This window comes from Pseudomonas sp. DC1.2, assembly GCF_034351645.1.
Lineage (GTDB): Bacteria > Pseudomonadota > Gammaproteobacteria > Pseudomonadales > Pseudomonadaceae > Aquipseudomonas.
Genome location: NZ_CP133782.1, coordinates 1,458,444 through 1,476,819 on the forward strand (window position 1 = coordinate 1,458,444; position 18,376 = coordinate 1,476,819).

An 18,376-nucleotide genomic window follows, 5' to 3' on the forward strand; every position below is an offset into this window, starting at 1 on the left:
GAAAAAAAACCGCCTCGAAAGAGGCGGTTTTTTTTCTGAATCAACTCAGCCCATCATGTCCTTGACCATACGCTCCTGCTCCATCAGCTCGCGTTGCCGTGCGTCGATCCGCGACGACAGTGGGAAGTTACTGCCGGCCTTGCGTTTGGCGAAGTCCAGTTGTTGGATCGCCTGACGGTAGTCGCCGATCAGGGCGAAGTATTCTGCGCGGGCCTGATGCAGGCCGATGATGTTGCCCGACAAGCCACGAGTTTCCGCGACCATGTACCAGACGTCGGGATCGTCCGGGCGGCTTTTAAGCAAGTTTTCCAACGCCTTTTCCGCGTCTGCGGTGCGATTCTGTTTGAGCAGCAAGTCGACACGTATCTGATTCAGCGGGTAGTTGCCCGGATACTGAGTGAGCATTCGGTCGACCCTTGATTGCGCTTCAGGCAGACGATTGCTGGCGATATCCAGATCGACCTGGGCCAGGTTGTAAATGATCTCGTTTGGCGATTTAGCCAGTAGCGGTTTGAGATTCTCGCGCGCTTCATTCAACTGAGTGCCCTTGATCTGGGCAATCGCCAATCCGTAACGAGCCACGTCGCTACTTGGATTCTCATCGAGCTGGGCGCGGAAGCGTTTGGCGCCCAAACCTGGGGTCTCTTCATAAATCAGCTGTACGCGCGCACGAATCAACTGGTAACGCATGCTGTCTTCGATGCCGCCCGGTTTTGATTGTTCTGCGCGGTTACGCGTGTCCGCGATCCGCGATTCGGTGACCGGGTGAGTCAGCAGGAACTCTGGTGGTTTGGCGTCGAAGCGGTATTGGCGCATCAGTCGCTCAAACATATTTGGCATCGAGCGCGGATCGTAACCGGCTTTTTCCAGATTGAGGATGCCGATCCGGTCGGCTTCCTGTTCGTTTTGACGCGAGAAGCGCCTTTGTTCCTGGATGGCCGCCGCCTGAGTGCCGGCAATGGTTGCGATGCCGGCATCTCCGGCTCCGGCCGCCGCGATGACGATCCCGGCCAGCAGGGCGGCCATCATCGGTACTTGCATCCGCTGCGAAGCTTCTACGCCTCGGGCGAAGTGACGTTGAGACAAGTGAGCCAGTTCATGGGCCAGAACGGAGGCGTATTCGCCTTCGGTCTGGGCGTTCAGGAACAATCCGCCGTTGACCCCGATGATCCCGCCGGGCGCGGCAAATGCGTTGAGCTGCGGGCTGTTGATCAGGATGAATTCCAGGCGCCGATCATTGACCTGGCTGGTCTCGACCAGCTTGTAAACACTGGTTTCGACATAGTCCTTGAGCTGCGGATCGTTGAGTTGCGCGACTTGGCTGCGCAACATCGCCAGCCACGCACGGCCCAATTGGTATTCCTGTTGTGGCGAGACAATGGCAGAGCTGGCGTCACCCAGTGACGGCAGGTCGTCGGCGAAGCCTGGCGAGGCAAGCAGGCAAGCAAGCGTCAGCAGGGTAGGGCGCAAAAAAGTCATGCACAAAGCCTTAGTCGACAAAGAGCTTACTGTAGCCGGACACTGGGCTTGGGACCAGATATTCTAAGCCGCTCAACCACCTGCCCCGGAGTGACGCAATGACCGATGCTGTAGCCCATGACGCCGAGCTGGACGCCAGCGGTCTGAATTGTCCATTGCCATTGTTAAAGGCCAAGCTGGAGCTTAATCGCATGATCAGCGGCGCGGTGCTTAAGGTGATCGCCACGGATGCCGGCTCCCAGCGCGACTTCCGCACCTTTGCCAAGTTGGCCGGTCACACGCTGCTGCTTGAAGAAGACGAGGCGGGGGTCTACCGCTACTGGTTGAAAAAAGCCTGAAACCTGCTGCGTTCTGCCGCTAAGGATTATTGATGTTCAAAGTGTTACGCGACTGGGTTCAGCGCTATTTCTCTGACGAAGAGGCTGTGGTGCTGGCGGTGCTGCTGTTTCTGGCGTTTACCGCGGTGCTGACGTTGGGAGGCATGCTGGCGCCCGTGTTGGCGGGGATGGTGCTCGCCTATCTGATGCAAGGGCTGGTCGTCACTCTGGAGCGTTTGCGCATGCCGGGCGGCGTGGCGGTGGGGTTGGTGTTCGCCTTGTTCATGGGCTTGCTGATGGTGTTTATCGTGGTGGTCGTACCGCTGCTCTGGCATCAGTTGATCACCTTGTTCAACGAATTGCCCGGCATGCTCGTCAAGTGGCAGTCGCTGTTGCTGCTGCTACCCGAGCGCTACCCGCATCTGGTGTCCGACGAGCAAGTGTTGCAGGCCATAGAGGTGGCGCGGGGCGAGATTGGCAAGTTTGGTCAGTGGGCGTTGACGTTCTCGCTATCGAGCCTGCCGCTGCTGGTTAACATCATGATCTATTTGGTGTTGGTGCCGATTCTGGTGTTTTTCTTTCTCAAGGACCGGGAAATGATTGGCCAATGGGTGCGCGGTTACCTGCCTCGCGAACGCGCGCTGATCACCCGTGTGGCCCAGGAAATGAACCGACAGATCGCCAATTACATTCGCGGCAAGGTTATCGAGATCATCATTTGTGGCGGGGTGACCTACATTGCGTTTGTGGCGCTGGGGCTCAACTACGCGGCGCTGCTGGCGTTACTGGTGGGGATTTCGGTGGTGGTGCCTTACGTCGGCGCGGTGGTGGTGACGGTTCCTGTGCTGCTGATTGCGTTGTTTCAGTGGGGCTGGAGCGATCAGTTCATCTACCTGATGGCGGTCTATGGAATTATTCAGACCCTGGATGGCAACGTGCTGGTGCCGCTGTTGTTTTCAGAAGCGGTTAACCTGCACCCGGTGGCGATCATTTGCGCTGTGCTGCTGTTTGGCGGGCTGTGGGGGTTCTGGGGCGTGTTCTTTGCGATTCCGCTGGCTACGTTGTTCAAGGCGGTCCTTGATGCGTGGCCGCGCAAAGAGCCGGTGGTGGCTCCGCTGCTTTGATTGTCAGCTTTGACTGGCGAGTGAGTACACGCTGTATCACAAGGTTTGTGTAAATCCTGTGAGAGCGGGTTTGCCCACGAAGGCGCCTTAATAGGCGCCATCAAAATCAGTCTTTATTCAGGGCTTGAGCTGCCGCCAAAACCGCATCGACATGCCCCGGCACCTTCACGCCGCGCCATTCCTGACGCAGCACGCCGTTCTTGTCGATTAGGAACGTGCTGCGATCCACGCCCAGGTATTCTTTGCCGTAGAGTTTTTTCAGCTTGATCACGTCGAACAACTGACAGACGGCTTCGTCCTTGTCGCTGATCAGCTCGAAGGGAAACTCCTGCTTGCCCTTGAAGTTTTCGTGAGACTTCAGGCTGTCGCGGGACACGCCAAACACTTCGGTGTTAGCCGCCTTGAACGCCGCGTACTGGTCGCGAAAACCCTGGCCTTCAGTGGTGCAACCCGGGGTGCTGTCCTTCGGGTAGAAGTAAATCACCACTTGTTTGCCTTTGAGGTTCGCGAGGCTGATCGTCTGCCCGTTGGTGGCGGGCGCTTCAAAGTCGGCAACCGGTTGGTCGATAGCAACGGCCATGAAAGTTTCCTTACATTGGGTTTTGTGGGCGCCACGGTTCGATCAGCGCATCCAGGTTGAGCGCGTCGGCGAAATCCAGGAACTGATCACGCAGCCAACTGATTTGCACGCCAGCAGGCAAGGTCACGGTAAACGTGGCGTTGAGCATGGTGCCGCCGGTTTGCGGGGCTTGATAAGTGTCGCAGGTCAGGTTTTCCAGCTCGACGTTGTGGTCCATGAAGAACTGGCACAACTCGTTGATGATGTCCGAGCGATAAGCCGAGCTGACATAAGCCACATAAGGCAGGGCCTGTGGACGGTTCTCCAGCGCCGCGCTGCGCACCACGTTGACCGTGAAGGCGTGCTTCTTGGCGAGGCTCGGCAGGCTGCCTTCAAGGCGCGCCAGGGCGTCCCAGCTACCGGAGATCTCAAGGATCAGCGCGCTGCACTCGCCATGGCGGGTCAGGCGAGAGGTGACCACGGCGCAGCGGTTTTCATGGCTGGCGCGGCACAGGACGTTAGTCAGCTCCATGGGGTTGGCGCCGAGGGCACTGATGACAAGGAATTGTTCGCGAACTGTGGGGGTGGACATGCAGCATTCCTAAAGCGATGAGCGGTCGATACTTCTACGGGCTTTTTTACCGGGAGCGAGCCTGCGGATGCGAATTCAGAAAACCCGGCCGAAGGTTGCAACATGCTCCAGTGTGGCAAGAGCGAGGGGTGGCAACGCTGGATCGGGGCTTATGATGCCGAAAATGGAGGCTGGAACCCGGCTTGCGAGCTTATCAGTACCGATCAAAGTCTGAAGGGTAGCGAAAACCAGCGCCAAGGGGAATGGCAGCAGCGCAGTACTTTGCTTGTACAAGCATCTTGGCGCCAGTACCATTACGGCTCTCTTTTTCCGGCAGGAGCGGTTGCATGATTGCGGGCAGTATGGTGGCACTGGTCACACCCATGGATGCACAGGGTCGTCTCGATTGGGACAGCCTGAGCAAACTGGTGGACTTTCACCTGCAAAACGGCACCCACGCTATCGTGGCAGTCGGCACCACAGGTGAATCGGCCACTCTTGACGTGAACGAGCACATTGAAGTGATTCGTCGCGTGGTGACCCAGGTAGCAGGGCGCATCCCTGTGATCGCCGGTACTGGCGCCAACTCGACGCGCGAAGCCATCGAGTTGACCACCAATGCGAAGAACGCCGGCGCTGATGCCTGCCTGCTGGTGACGCCCTACTATAACAAGCCGACCCAGGAAGGCTTGTACCAGCATTTCAAGGCTATCGCCGAAGCTGTCGATATTCCGCAGATCCTTTACAACGTGCCTGGCCGTACTGCATGCGACATGCAGGCCGACACAGTAATTCGTCTGTCGACCGTGAAAAACATCATCGGTATCAAGGAAGCCACCGGCGACTTGAGCCGGGCCAAGGCCATCATCGACGGTGTCAGCAAAGACTTCCTGGTGATCTCTGGCGATGACGCCACCGCAGTCGAGCTGATTCTGCTCGGCGGCAAAGGCAACATCTCGGTGACCGCCAACGTCGCCCCGCGCGAGATGGCAGACCTGTGCAACGCTGCGCTCAAGGGTGATGCCGTCACGGCCCGGGCGATTCATGAAAAACTGATGCCGCTCAATAAAACCCTGTTTATCGAATCCAACCCTATCCCCGTGAAATTTGCACTGCATGAAATGGGCTTGATGCCGGACGGTATCCGTCTGCCGCTCACCTGGCTCAGCACTGCCTGTCACGAACCGCTGCGGCAGGCCATGCGCCAGTCCGGCGTCCTGGTTTAATTGAGGAAGTACAACGCATGAAGCGAATGGCCGGACTTTCCGCACTTGCCTTGATTATCTCCAGCACCAGTGGCTGCGGATGGGTCTGGGGCCCGGAAGGTTACTTCCGCGACCGGGGTAGCGATTACCTGGGCGCGCAACAGACTGCACCGATGCAACTGCCACCGGATGTCCACACCTCCAAGCGCCTCGATCCGCTGTTGCCGATCCCGCGCAACGTGGCCGATGACACCACCAAGGGTGAGTACATTGTTCCGCGTCCACAGCCGCTGTCGGCGATTGCCGACGCCAGCGACTACACCCTTCAAAAGAGCGGTGATTCGCGGTGGGTCATGGGCCAGCATCCTCCGGCCGAAGTCTGGCCAGTGGCTGTGCAGTTCTTCCAGGACAACGGTTTTCGTCTAGACGAACAACGTCCGCAAACGGGTGAGTTCACGACGACCTGGCAGCATTCCACTGAGCTGTCTGCCGCGATGTCCAAGCGCATGCTGGCAGCCGGTATCGCTTCTGAGAGCGAAACACGTGTGCGGGTCCGCATTGAACCGGGCGTGCAGCGCAACACCAGCGAAATCTATGTGGTCAGCGCCCAGCGTCCCTCGGGCAGCACCGCCAACGTCGACTTCACCAACCGTTCGGTGAACACTGGCCTGGACGCGGCGCTGGTGGATGACATGCTCGCGAGCATGAGCCGCATTTCGGAGAAGGGAGGTTCGGTCTCCATGCTGGCTTCCCGTGATTTCGATACGCCTAGCCGTGTCAGCTTGAGCGAAGACGGTAGCGGCAACCCGGTATTGAGCCTCGGCCCTGACCTGGATCGCGCCTGGTCGAGTGTCGGTCGTGCTCTGGATCAGGGCGAATGGCGTGTTGAAGACATCAACCGCAGTCTGGGTCTGTACTACATCAACCTGTCTGAAAAAGCCGAGAAAAAAGACGAGAAGCCTGGCTTCTTCAGTGGCCTCTTCGGCAGCGCGCCGACCAAAGAAGCTGTTGAAGCCCGCGCCGAGCGTTATCAGGTTCGCCTGAGCAAGGTCGGCGAGAACGTCCAGGTTACTGTTGAGAAAAACATCAACACCGTGGCGCCGGCAGAAGTCGCTCGCAAAGTGTTGAGTGTGATTCAGGACAATCTGGGCTGATAACATGCGTTTTGCCGTTCTCGGCAGCGGTAGCCAAGGGAACGGCACGCTGATAGCCAGCGATGACACTTACGTGCTGGTGGATTGTGGTTTCTCCCTGCGAGAGACCGAAAAACGCCTGCTGCGCCTGGGTGTAAACCCGGAGCAGTTGAGCGCGATACTCGTAACCCACGAACATGCCGACCACGTGCATGGCGTGGGTTTGCTGTCTCGGCGCTACAATCTGCCTGTCTACCTTAGTCGTGGCACCCTGCGCGGGATGCGCAAACCAATAGAGCCCGCAGGCTTTCTGGCCGGCGGCGAGCAACTGCAAGTCGGCGCCCTGCACATCGAAGTCATTGCCGTGGCTCACGATGCGCAGGAACCGACGCAGTACGTTTTCAATGACGGTGAGCGGCGCTTCGGCCTGTTAACCGACTTGGGCTCGTATTGCAGCAAGGTACTGGATGGCTATCGGGACCTCGATGCGTTGATGATCGAGTCCAACCACTGCCGTGACATGCTGGCTCGCGGTCACTATCCCTATTTCCTGAAGCAGCGGGTGGGTGGTGAGCTGGGACATTTGAACAACCACCAGGCGGCATTCCTGGTGGCCGAGTTGGGCTGGCAAGGCCTGCAACATCTGGTCCTGGCCCATTTGAGCAGCAAGAACAACCTGCCGCAGCTGGCCCGTCAATGTTTTGTCGACACCCTTGGGTGCGACCCGGACTGGCTGCAACTGGCCGATCAAGATTCAGGGCTCGACTGGCGACACATCGCCTAGCCCACCTACTTAGCAAGCGGAGCCCATCATGGAAAAACGTGAAGAACTCTACCGCGGCAAAGCCAAATCGGTATTCAAGACCGACGACGCTGACCGTTTGATCCTGCTGTTTCGTAACGACACCTCGGCGTTCGACGGCAAGCGTATTGAACAGCTCGACCGCAAAGGCATGGTGAACAACAAGTTCAATGCCTTCATCATGCAAAAACTCGAAGCAGCCGGCGTGCCGACTCAGTTCGACAAACTGCTGGGTGACAACGAATGCCTGGTGAAAAAACTCGACATGATCCCGGTCGAGTGCGTCGTGCGTAACTACGCAGCTGGCAGCCTGGTCAAGCGTCTTGGCGTTGAAGAAGGCCTGAAGCTCAACCCGTACACCTTTGAATTGTTCCTGAAGGACGACGCCAAGGGCGACCCGTTCATCAACGAATCCCATGTCGTAGCGTTCGGTTGGGGCACTGCTGAGCAACTGGTTCGCATGAAAGAACTGTCGCTCAAGGTCAACGAAGTCCTGAGCAAACTGTTCGATGATGCTGGCCTGCTGCTGGTCGACTTCAAACTTGAATTCGGCGTGTTCTCCGATGGCTCCATTGTTCTGGGCGATGAATTCAGCCCGGACGGTTGCCGTCTGTGGGACAAGGCTACCGGCAAGAAAATGGACAAAGACCGCTTCCGCCAAGGTCTCGGTGACGTCATCGAAGCCTACGAAGAAGTCGCTAATCGTCTGGGCGTACCGCTTTAACCTACGCAAGCATCTGATAGCACGGAAAAATTTCGCGTAGGGGGCTTCGCTTCCGGCGAAAGTGTTGTTATGATGCGCGCCGTTGGAGAGATGCCAGAGTGGCCGAATGGGACGGATTCGAAATCCGTTGTACCTTCACCGGTACCTAGGGTTCGAATCCCTATCTCTCCGCCATATTCAGAAAAGCCCCGTAATTCAATGAGTTACGGGGCTTCTTCGTTTCTGGTTCTACTACTCGTTTCTACTACTCAAATCCGAAGAATTTTGGTTCGGGCTTGTGCTGTGTCCTTCCCTAAATGGTCACAAAGTGCCATCACTCGACTACGCTAGTGGTGCGAGCGCTCTTGCTCGGCGCATAAGAAAGGGAAGCACATGCTCAAGCCTAGTTTTGTTGCTGCTGTATTGGCAATGACCTTCTCATCACTGGCCTGTTTGTAGTGGTCTAATGAAACCGGACACCCATTTAGGCGAGAATGCTCGCCAGATCGAGGTGTCAGATGACCAAACAACGCCGTTCCTTTTCTGCTGAATTCAAGCGCGAGGCTGCCGACCTCGTACTCAAGCAAAACTACAGCTACATCGAAGCCAGCCGTTCACTCGGCGTCGGCGAGTCAGCCCTGCGCCGCTGGGTTGATCAGGTTCAGCAGGAACGCCAAGGCGCCACTCCGCAGAGCAAAGCATTGACCCCGGAACAGCAGAAAATTCAGGAGTTAGAAGCCCGGATTGCCCGCCTTGAACGGGAAAAATCGATATTAAAAAAGGCTACCGCGCTCTTGATGTCGGAAGATCACGAGCGTACGCGCTGATCAATCAGCTGAGCGTCCATGAGCCGGTTGATTGGCTGTGCAAGGTGTTTGAAGTCACCCGTTCGTGCTACTACGCCCAGCGCCTTCGGCACCGCACGCCAGATGTCGAACGGCTTCGGTTGCGCAGTCGGGTGAGCGAGTTGTTCACGCAAAGTCGTAGTGCTGCGGGCAGCCGCAGCATCCTGTCGCTGATGCGTGACGACGGTGAGCAGCTCGGTCGATTCAACGTGCGCAGCCTGATGCGCGAGCTTGATTTAGTCAGTAAACAACCCGGATCACATGCCTACAAAAGAGCGACGGTAGAACGACTCGATATCCCAAATACCTTGAACCGCGAGTTCGATGTTCCGGCCCCCAACCAGGTGTGGTGCGGCGACATCACCTACATCTGGGCCCAGGGGAAATGGCATTACCTGGCTGTCGTGCTGGATCTTTGCACGCGACGGGTGGTGGGCTGGGCATTGTCAGAAAAGCCGGACGCCGATCTGGTTATCAAGGCGCTGGATATGGCTTATGAGCAACGAGGAAGGCCTCAGGGCCTGCTGTTTCACTCGGATCAAGGGTCGCAGGGCGGATTCAACCGGTCGTAGCAACACCGGATTGTTGAATAGATTTTAGATACTCATTTAGAGCTTCGGCGGGTGTTTTCCAGCCGAGTGTTTTTCTAGGCCTTGTGTTTAGTGCATGGGCTACGGCTTGCATCTCTTGAGCACTCCAGCGAGACAGATCGGTACCTTTCGGGAAGTATTGACGCAGAAGACCGTTCGTATTCTCGTTCGTGCCGCGCTGCCATGGGCTATGAGGGTCAGCGAAGAAAAACTTAACGTCGTGTCCGGGATTAGTTGACCACTACAATTACCTGGGCCGCACTTAAGGCCGGAGTCAGCAGGTATTAACCCTGATTATTCAACAAAATTTGGGTGGCGATGAGTTGGAAAGTATGGTTTTCGACCAACAGGATTCGCAGGGTGTTTTTTGCATCGGTCATTCCGTGTTAAACCAATAGTGCAAAACAAGCAGCTCAGCCAATGGATTACAGGTGAGTTGTGATCGATTAGGCTGATAAATGATCTGTCCGTGCAGGGCCATTAACGGAGGGAATTAATCGACAGTGGCGCTTTGGGATCGATAGAACTTTTTGTTCTGGGTGTAGGCCGCGTCTTTAAATGTCAGAAGTGGACGTTGCCCGAAAATGGCGTTGCGAAGGCAATGTATGCCTGTAGGAAAAGTCCTACATGCTTCTGGGAAACGGCCTAACTGTTTTGCTCCTGCCAAGTGACACTATCGGCGCTCTCGTTATCTGGCTATAGGTAGCCGCCACATGCATCCAGTACGCATTCTTGTCCTAGAAAACCAATCTTTTCAGCGTAGCTCGGTGGTTATAGCCCTAGAGCGACTTGGTCTAACCGGGGTTCTGCAGGCAAGCACCGATAAAGATGCCATGGCCCTCATGCGCATGCAGGGGAGCGTAGATATCGCGATCTGCGACGTGTCCCACACCTGCATGGATTACCTGGCTTTTTTGCGCCGCGCGAGCCAGTTTGGGATGGTGCGGGCCATGGTGCTTTACGGCGACCTCGGCCCCGAATCCTATCGCGCGGTGGAGCAAATGGCTTCGTTGTCAGGTCTGGAGTTACTCGGCGCGTTGAGCAAGCCGATACAATTACGACCGTTGCAGAAAACCCTGCGACGCTACAGCAACAGATGTCTGGTTCCACAGCCTGCGACAAAATCGGTCATCGAGCTGCCGACTGAAGACGACATCCATCGAGGCCTCGCGCTAGGCGAATTTAACGCCTACTTTCAACCAAAGTGCGTATTGGCCAGCGGCGCAATGGTCGGTGCCGAGGTACTAGCTCGTTGGCAGCACCCGACAAAGGGGCTGCTGCTACCTAAAGATTTTTTGGCGGCAGTACTGGCTTACGACTTGATTGACGAAGTATTTAAACAGCTACTTGAACAAGGCTTGAGCTTACAGTCGGTGTTGCGCCGTCAGGGGCAGCGTCTTGAACTTGCCTTTAATCTTCATGCGTCGCAGTTGATGCGCGATGGATTGACCAAGCACATTCATCAACGGCTGGCTTACCACGAGTTATCGGGCTCGGACTTGATGTTCGAAGTGGCCGAAAACGGCCTTTTGGAAATGCAGCAAGCCACACAGACCGGGCTAATGCGGCTGCGCATGATGGGGTGTGGGTTAGCCATTGATGACTTCGGCGCCGGGTTTTCGTCGATGAAGCTCTTGTGTTTGCTACCCTTTACCCAAATTAAGCTCGACGCAGAGTTCGTTCAAAGTCTGCAGAAGACGGAAAGTAAGGCGGTCATTGCCAGCACCCAGGCATTGGCTAAGTCATTGAACATGGAGCTAGTGATACAAGGTATCAGTCAACAGCTCGAACACTTGCAGCTACTGGAAATGGGCTGTTTATTCGGGCAGGGTTTTTACTACCGTCGCCCCATGAGCGCACATGCGTTGATGTCATGGTTGAAAGTGCTAAACGGACGTGTATGAATCGGCAAAAACTGCATAGATGAATTAGTCTTATTAGCTATTAAACGAGTCACGACTATTTCAACTCTTGCAACCCACTCGTTGGCGGGTTATTTCTGCCTATATTGTTCTTGATGAGCGCCGCTTCGACGAGACGGGTCATCAGGAATTTGCTTGACGCAATGCCTTCGGTCCCCGCTTTTTTGCTGCTTTTTTGAGGTCAAAATGTACAAAGCCATGATTGTGGATGATCATCCGGTCATTCGTTCCACAATGAAAATGATCCTCAAAGTTGAAAATTTTGAGGTGGTTGCTGAGGCCGATAACGGTGCGGACGCTGTGCAGCTTGCTCGTCAGCATGTTCCGGACTTGATCATCCTCGACATCTCCATGCCTAAGCTGGATGGTCTGGAAGCGTTAAGCAGAATCACTGCGCTCAAACTTTCGATAAAAGTGCTGGTAATGACCTCTCAGTCGCCGGTCTTTTACGCAATGCGTTGCATGAAGGCGGGCGCCGCTGGGTATGTCTCTAAAACAGACGAAATCACCGACGTCGTGAAGGCCATCAGTTCAATTATGTCTGGCTATACGTTTTTTCCGAACCTGACGGTCAATTCCGTGCGCCGCGACGATGTGCAGGCCACAGAGCTTAAGTTGATCGAGAGTTTGTCTGACCGTGAGTTAGCGATACTGCAGCAGCTTGCCTTGGGCTGGAGCAATAAAGAAATTGGCGACGCGATGCTCCTCAGCAACAAGACCGTCAGTACCTATAAAGCGCGCTTGATAGAAAAGCTGAACATGAAGTCGTTGGTGCATTTATCAGGGTTCGCTAAACGTAACGAATTGATCTAAATGAGTGCATTTTTTAGGGTCAATTTGGCGCTGGTATTGTTAGCGTGTTACGCAGTTATGGTAACGCCCGTTGCTGCAGCGGCGGATTCTCTCCGGCTGATTGGTCGATCCAAAATCGAAGAGTCCGGGCCTAAACTGGACGAATCAGACTGGCGTTGGCTGCGTCAAAAAGGCACGTTGCGCCTCGGCTACTCGCGGCCGGATTATCCACCGTTTGACATCGTTTCTAATGTTACTTCCTCTCTAGAGGGCATCAGCGCCGATTTTGCTGTACTGATGTCTGACCTGCTGCGCGTTAAAATCGAAGTGCGGCGCTATGACTCCAGGGCGGAAGTGATACAGGCACTGAAGTCCAATGAGGTCGATCTTTTAGGCACTGCAAACGGCTATGAAGCATCGGACCCCGGATTGGAACTGTCTGTACCCTACGCCGAGGACCAACCCACGTTAGTAACCCGCAGCTCTGAAACCCAGAAACTTGCCCCAGACTTGGCGGGTAAGCGCGTCTCCATGCTGTACCACTACCTACCGGTTGAAACGGTTCAGGCTTACTATCCGAAAGCTGAAATTAAAGTGTACCCATCCATTATCAGTGCTGTTGGCGCTGTGGCGTTCGATCAAGCCGACGTTTTCCTTGGCGACTCGATCAGTGCTAATTATCTGATCAACAACGACTTCTTGAACAACGTTCAATTGGTTGGATTTTCATTGTTGGAAAGCAATAACTTTTCTTTTGCCGTTGCCCGCACCAACTCAAGATTATTGCGCGTGCTTAACGCTGCCCTGGCTGCTATCCCAGCCAATGAACGCATAACTATCATGCGTCGTTGGGGGGCCGGGGCGAGCGGGTTACACGCAAGCGAGCGGCCGCAGTTCACCGCTTTGGAACAAAGCTGGCTGGACGCACACCCGCGCCTCAAAGTCGTAATCAACGATGACTTTTTACCGCTTACGTTTCTAGACAACAATGGTACGTTTCAAGGTATTAGTGCTGATGTTTTGGCGAAAGTCAGCTTGCGCACCGGGCTGAAATTTGATGTGCAGATGGGGACGTCGGTAAGTGACCTTATCAATCAGGTAAAAACCGGAAAAGCCGACATTATTGCTGCGTTTACCTCAAGTGTTGAGCGCGAGGCCGAAGTGCACTTTACGCGTGCTTACGTGAGCACCCCGCTGGTGCTGGTCAGCCGAACAGATACCGTCGATGTACCCACGCTGGTAGAGCTGGCAGGCAAAAGCATTGCCATCGTTCGCGGTAATTTTGCCATAGACTATATCAGGACGAACTACCCGACCGTTCGCATTGTGGAAGCCGGTAACGCAACCGAGACCATGGAACAAGTAGCTCAAGGTAAGGTCGACGCTGCTGTACTACCGCTAATCAGCGCGCGCTACATGATTTCTCATTTATACCGCAATCAACTGCAAGTCACCTCGACCGTTGGTATTTATCCTGCGCGAATGAGCTTTTCGACCAATCGTGGTGCGGTGGAGCTAAACTCCATCCTGGAAAAAGCTTTGCTCAGCATTCCGCCGGAAGAGATGACGGAAGTGACTAACCGCTGGCGCAATGAAGCGGTGGTTAATGACAGCTTTTGGCTTAGAAATCGATCGGCGATAATCCCAGGTTTCTTCATCGCGGCTGCGTTATTAATAGTGGCACTGCTGTGGATTGCCAACCTGCGACGATTGATCCGCCAGCGTCAGTTAGCCGAGTTGGCGCTCAGCGACCAGAACGAATTCATGCGCGTTTTGCTAGACGGCACGCCGCACCCTATTTACGTGCGTGACCGCGCGGGGCGCCTGATTAGTTGCAACTCTGCTTACCTCGACATATTTAGAACCCGCCGCGAGGACTTGATCGGCAAAACGATACTTGAGGGCAGGTTGTTGTCGTCAGCTGACAGTCTCAGCTACCACAACGAATACCTTGAGCTGATGGCGGCCGGTGAATCGCGCTTAATGGATCGCTCGCTGACGCTGGCAGATGGCCGAGTATTGCTGAACTATCACTGGATGCTGCCCTATCGCGGTACCGACGGCTCGGTCATCGGTTTAATCGCTGGCTGGATCGACATCAGTGATCGTCACCGCCTGTTAGAGCAACTGCAGGACGCCAAAGGTCTCGCGGAAGACGCCAATAAAGCCAAAACCACATTTCTGGCAACCATGAGTCATGAAATTCGCACGCCAATGAACGCGGTCATCGGCATGCTGGAGTTGGCAATGAAAAAAGCCGCTCAAGGTGTGCTGGATCGTTTTGCGATTGAAGTCGCCTCCAATGCGGCTCGCGGCTTGCTGGACCTGATCGGGGACATTCTGGACATTGCCCGGATTGAATCCGGCCATCTGTCGTTAAACCCTGAACGCGCAAACTTGCGCGAACAGGTGGAATCGGTAGCGCGCATATTTGAAGGCTTGGCACGGCAGAAGCGTTTACACCTGTTGCTAAACCTGGATTTTGAAGCCAATCGCGATGTACTGATTGACCCGCTGCGCTTTAAACAGATTCTTTCTAACCTGTTAAGTAACTCCATCAAGTTCACCACTGAAGGCGAAGTGCGGCTTACCCTGCAAGTACTGTCGGGCAGCGAGCCAAACAACAGAAACATTCGTCTGATTGTTGAAGACACCGGCATGGGGATTTCTGTTGAAGATCAGCAGCGCCTGTTCAGTCCATTCGTTCAAGGCAGCAACAACAACCAGTCTGCTCGTGGCGGCTCCGGTCTGGGGCTGGTCATCAGCCGCACCCTGTGTGAAATGATGGGCGGTGAATTACGCCTGACAAGTGCGCTGGGTAAAGGGACGCGAATCGAAGTGTTGTTCAACCTGAAGACTCTGGAACCGCTGGTGCAATCCCAAGCGGCCATCTTGGAGTTGGCGCCCCAAACACAGATTCTCACTGTATTGGTGGTTGATGACTACCCAGCTAACCGTCTGTTGCTCTCCCAGCAATTGGGCTATCTCGGCCATAAAGTCCACGACGCCCAAGACGGCGCCCATGGTCTTCGAGCCTGGCGCAATAATCATTTTGATGTCGTTATTACCGACTGCAACATGCCGATCATGAATGGCTATGATTTGACCCGGGCTATTCGCGCAGAAGAGTTGGCGAGGGGAGGGCCGCCCTGTGTGATCTTCGGATTCACTGCGAACGCGCAGCCTGATGAAAAGGGCCGTTGCCTGGATGCTGGCATGGATGACTGTCTGTTTAAACCAATCAGTCTTGAAAGCTTGAGCCTGCGCCTCAGCTCAGTGCGACCCAATAAGCAGCTTACGATGATAGGCGATGCGTTTCCCTCGGTGGCCGGTGTCATCGACCTGACCAGTATCGAGCAACTCACCCGGGGCGACGCTAGCGCTATGAATGCATTGCTACGCGACCTGGCGGACAGTAATGATCAGGACTTGATCAGGCTGGCAGAAGTATCAGAGGCTCAAGACTGCCAAGGGCTGGATGATCTTGCGCACAGGGTCAAGGGAGGCGCGCGCATCATTAAAGCGTGGGCGTTGATTGAAGCATGTGAGCAACTGGAAGTTATTTGCCGTGAATCCGATACCGATTATCAAGCGTTGACGCTTGCCATAGAGGAACTGGATCACCAGATGCAGGAACTGGCAGCTACCCTGAAACAACACTGTTTTGAGGCGTAATCATCACTAATAACAAACGGGGTCAACCTGAACACACCCTCTGTCTGTGTGTTTTCCGAACAGGTTCTGTGCTGATAGGTGCGTTGTAGTAACGGGGTGCGAATTCTAGAATTAGCCCCTGTTATCTACTAATCCACACAGGACTTCCACCGATGAGTATGTCTACTGTTTCACTATCCGCCGCACCTCGATTCACGCTGTCGTCGTTGTTTAAATCCACCGTGATCGGCTTAGGCTTGGTGGTCGCTGGAAATCAATTGGCGTCAGCTGCCGAAACAACCGTCAACCAGCATCCAACGATCCGCGCCATGTCTGGTGCGGAGCCAATGGACAAAATCAACCCGAAAACTACCGCGTTACTGGTTATTGATTTTCAGAACGAATATTTTACCGGTCGTATGCCTATTCCCGACGGTATGGCTGCACTGAAAAACGCCCAACGCCTTATTGATTTCGCCGACAAGAACCACATCCAGGTGGTTCATGTTCAGCACATTGCTCCAGACGGCGCTGCGGTATTTGCCCTTGACGGCAAGACCGTAGGATTCCACCCGCTGATGAAGCCACGCCTGCAGGAAAAGTTGGTGCAAAAGACTACCGTCAGCGTGTTTGCCAGCACCGACCTGAACGCGCAGTTGAAGAAAGCTAACATTGACACGCTTATTATTAGCGGCCTGATGACCCATGCCTGTATCGCGGGCGCTGCACGTGATGCGGTGCCGTTGGGTTATAACGTCGTGGTAGCATCCGATGCGACCGCCACCCGTGCAATTAAGCGCGCCGATGGCCACACCGTGTCCAAGGATGAGCTGCAAAATTCTACACTCGCTGAAATCGAAGACACCTTTGGCTCAGTGCTGACGACCTCGCAGATCATCGCCTTGCCGATTGATTAATCTATTTAACGCTTACGCCTGACTATGGATCGCCTGTTTCATGAACCAGCTAGCTGCCATGCGCGCCTTTCGGTGCATCGTTGAGGCGAAGGGCTTCTCTGCCGCAGCAGAGCGCCTGGATACCACTCACTCGACAATTTCACGGCAGTTGCAGCAGTTGGAGATTGAACTGGGCGTTCAATTGATCAATCGCAATACCCGGCGTTTTAGCCTGACGACTCCCGGCGAGCAATACTACGCAGCGTGTGTCGATATCCTTGAGCGGGTGCAGGCAGCGTCTCAAGCCATTGCTCAAGGGCATCAACGGCCAGAAGGATTGCTGCGGGTCGGCGTGCCCTTAGTCGTGGGGACTATTGATTTGCCCCATTGGCTACCAGCCTTCCAAAAGCGTTATCCCGATATAGAACTTGAACTGTGTTGCGATGACCAGTTTGTGGATGTGGTGGCTGAAGGTTTTGATGTGGCGATCCGTATTGCCAGTGCTTTGAGCGATACCACGCTAATTGCGCGCACGTTAACTGTCTCAAAACTGATGCTGGTCGCAGCCCCCGGTTATGTCCGCACACACGGGCTGCCACGATCGGCTGAAGAACTCAAACAGCATCGATTGCTGACCTTTGTGGGTGCAACCTCGGACTGGGAATTAAGCTCAACCCGAGGCGCCACGGTGACGGTAGCCCCAACAGGCCAATTCAAGACCAACACCATCATCGCACTGCACGCCGCTACAGTATCTGGCGCAGGCATCGCCTGTTTCACCCAGGCCACCGTGCGCAACGACCTTGCGACCGGGCTGCTTGTCTCTATCCTCCCCAACTACAGCTTGGGCGAGCGACATTACTACGCGGTATACCCCCAGTCTAAATATCAAGCGCCCAAAGTCCGGGCTTTTGTCGATTTCCTTGCTGATTACTACCAAACATCTAAGAACTGACGGTCTCTCGCTAGGAAATTTCCTACAAAACCGTGGGCGTTTTCGTGTAGTCCGTATCCCCCAGCTTGTTTAATCTGTGCTCAAGGTTAAAGAGCAACAAGACAGCGTTCGGTGCTTGTCTTAGCTCGACTAAATCTTCCTTGAACTCTTATCCAACAGGTATCTACCATGCGTTTCCAAACTAAAGCTCTTTTCGCCGCCTTGATGCTTGCCAGCGCAAGCTCTGCATTTGCTGCCAGCACTGCTGATCTAAAGGTGATCGGTACTGTTATTCCGGGTGCGTGTACTCCAGTGTTCGCGGGCGGTGGTGTGGTTGACTATGGCAAAATCTCATCAAGTGATTTATCTGCCACCGCCACTTCAAAGCTGCAGTCGCGTCAAATTGCTTACACCATTACTTGTGATGCACCTATCGTAGTCGGTACTTCTTGGGTCGATAACCGTTTGAGTTCATCTTCGTTGGTGAGTGAGCAGGTATTTGGTCTAGGTACTCAGGGTGTCAATAAGATTGGTTATTACACTCTCAGAAACGTACCTGGCCAAACGCTGGCTGATGGTGTCGTTGCGGACAGCATTGTTTCAGACGGTCTCAATGGCGTTTGGATTCCAAGCGCAACAGACGGTAACGTGATTACCCAAGGCGCTAGGAATCGCGTTTACTCTTTCGCTGCACCAGGCACTTTGATCCCGGCTGCACACACCACTTATTCAGGTGCTGTGTCTGTTACCGCTAGCATCGCACCGACCAACACGCTTGATTTGGCTACTCCGATCACGCTGGATGGCTTGTCTACCATGGAAGTACGTTACCTGTAATAGCTGGCCTAGC

The 18,376-nt window shown here is 54.7% G+C and carries 15 protein-coding genes, 1 tRNA gene and 3 pseudogenes; 14 read left to right on the forward strand and 5 right to left on the reverse strand.

Annotated features, from left to right (window positions below; all coding sequences use genetic code 11):
• Positions 1–45: 45 nt before the first annotated feature.
• Entirely contained in the window at positions 46–1,479 is a 1,434-nt protein-coding gene (locus tag RHM68_RS06530) for a M48 family metalloprotease (protein WP_322221097.1), read from the reverse strand.
• A 98-nt stretch (positions 1,480–1,577) separates the two neighbouring features.
• On the opposite strand from RHM68_RS06530, the gene RHM68_RS06535 reads away from it, so the two are divergent.
• Positions 1,578–1,817 (forward strand): sulfurtransferase TusA family protein, encoded by a 240-nt coding sequence (locus RHM68_RS06535; protein WP_322221099.1) that lies wholly within the window; start codon positions 1,578–1,580, stop codon positions 1,815–1,817.
• A gap of 32 nt (positions 1,818–1,849) precedes the next feature.
• Positions 1,850–2,920 carry an AI-2E family transporter gene (locus RHM68_RS06540; protein WP_322221101.1) on the forward strand — a complete coding sequence of 357 codons (1,071 nt, stop codon included), beginning with the start codon at positions 1,850–1,852 and terminating at the stop codon, positions 2,918–2,920.
• A 106-nt stretch (positions 2,921–3,026) separates the two neighbouring features.
• Here the strand turns inward: RHM68_RS06540 and RHM68_RS06545 are convergent, their stop codons facing one another.
• Complete coding sequence (locus RHM68_RS06545; RefSeq protein ID WP_322221103.1) at positions 3,027–3,500, reverse strand: peroxiredoxin; 474 nt, start codon at positions 3,498–3,500, stop codon at positions 3,027–3,029.
• A 10-nt stretch (positions 3,501–3,510) separates the two neighbouring features.
• Positions 3,511–4,071 carry a glycine cleavage system protein R gene (locus tag RHM68_RS06550; protein WP_008034925.1) on the reverse strand — a complete coding sequence of 187 codons (561 nt, stop codon included), beginning with the start codon at positions 4,069–4,071 and terminating at the stop codon, positions 3,511–3,513.
• Between the two features lie 326 nt (positions 4,072–4,397).
• On the opposite strand from RHM68_RS06550, the gene dapA reads away from it, so the two are divergent.
• The 6 genes and pseudogenes from dapA to RHM68_RS06580 form a co-directional block, all read left to right on the forward strand.
• The gene (gene dapA / locus RHM68_RS06555) at positions 4,398–5,276 is read left to right on the forward strand and encodes a 4-hydroxy-tetrahydrodipicolinate synthase (RefSeq protein WP_322221106.1); all 879 of its coding nucleotides are present in this window, start codon (positions 4,398–4,400) and stop codon (positions 5,274–5,276) included.
• A gap of 17 nt (positions 5,277–5,293) precedes the next feature.
• Complete coding sequence (gene bamC, locus RHM68_RS06560; protein ID WP_322221108.1) at positions 5,294–6,409, forward strand: outer membrane protein assembly factor BamC; 1,116 nt, start codon at positions 5,294–5,296, stop codon at positions 6,407–6,409.
• Positions 6,410–6,413: 4 nt separating this feature from the next.
• Positions 6,414–7,172: an MBL fold metallo-hydrolase gene (locus RHM68_RS06565; protein WP_322221110.1), complete on the forward strand. Its 759-nt coding sequence runs from the start codon at positions 6,414–6,416 to the stop codon at positions 7,170–7,172.
• Between the two features lie 28 nt (positions 7,173–7,200).
• Positions 7,201–7,914, forward strand: coding sequence for a phosphoribosylaminoimidazolesuccinocarboxamide synthase (gene purC / locus RHM68_RS06570; RefSeq protein ID WP_123507616.1), 714 nt, complete (start codon positions 7,201–7,203; stop codon positions 7,912–7,914).
• Positions 7,915–7,998: 84 nt separating this feature from the next.
• Positions 7,999–8,088, forward strand: a tRNA-Ser gene (locus RHM68_RS06575).
• A 323-nt stretch (positions 8,089–8,411) separates the two neighbouring features.
• A pseudogene (locus tag RHM68_RS06580) lies at positions 8,412–9,295 on the forward strand (IS3 family transposase); the annotation flags it as partial.
• 1 nt (position 9,296) lies between these two features.
• Here the strand turns inward: RHM68_RS06580 and RHM68_RS06585 are convergent.
• Together RHM68_RS06585 and RHM68_RS06590 are read right to left on the reverse strand one after the other, a co-directional pair.
• Positions 9,297–9,545, reverse strand: a pseudogene (locus RHM68_RS06585) (IS30 family transposase); the annotation flags it as partial.
• 70 nt (positions 9,546–9,615) lie between these two features.
• Positions 9,616–9,708: pseudogene (locus RHM68_RS06590) on the reverse strand (response regulator); the annotation flags it as partial.
• A 333-nt stretch (positions 9,709–10,041) separates the two neighbouring features.
• Here RHM68_RS06590 and RHM68_RS06595 point away from each other — a divergent pair.
• From RHM68_RS06595 to RHM68_RS06620, 6 genes are all read left to right on the forward strand, one after another.
• Complete coding sequence (locus tag RHM68_RS06595; RefSeq protein WP_322221112.1) at positions 10,042–11,232, forward strand: EAL domain-containing response regulator; 1,191 nt, start codon at positions 10,042–10,044, stop codon at positions 11,230–11,232.
• Between the two features lie 204 nt (positions 11,233–11,436).
• Positions 11,437–12,063: a response regulator transcription factor gene (locus RHM68_RS06600; RefSeq protein WP_322221115.1), complete on the forward strand. Its 627-nt coding sequence runs from the start codon at positions 11,437–11,439 to the stop codon at positions 12,061–12,063.
• A complete protein-coding gene (locus tag RHM68_RS06605; protein ID WP_322221117.1) occupies positions 12,064–15,717 on the forward strand; it encodes a transporter substrate-binding domain-containing protein in 3,654 nt (1,217 codons plus the stop codon). It begins immediately after the preceding gene.
• 152 nt (positions 15,718–15,869) lie between these two features.
• Complete coding sequence (locus RHM68_RS06610) at positions 15,870–16,613, forward strand: cysteine hydrolase family protein (RefSeq protein ID WP_322221119.1); 744 nt, start codon at positions 15,870–15,872, stop codon at positions 16,611–16,613.
• 40 nt (positions 16,614–16,653) lie between these two features.
• Positions 16,654–17,547, forward strand: a complete 894-nt coding sequence (locus RHM68_RS06615) for a LysR family transcriptional regulator (RefSeq protein WP_322221121.1) — start codon at positions 16,654–16,656, stop codon at positions 17,545–17,547.
• A gap of 168 nt (positions 17,548–17,715) precedes the next feature.
• Positions 17,716–18,363 carry a DUF1120 domain-containing protein gene (locus RHM68_RS06620; protein WP_322221123.1) on the forward strand — a complete coding sequence of 216 codons (648 nt, stop codon included), beginning with the start codon at positions 17,716–17,718 and terminating at the stop codon, positions 18,361–18,363.
• The last annotated feature ends 13 nt before the right edge of the window (positions 18,364–18,376 follow it).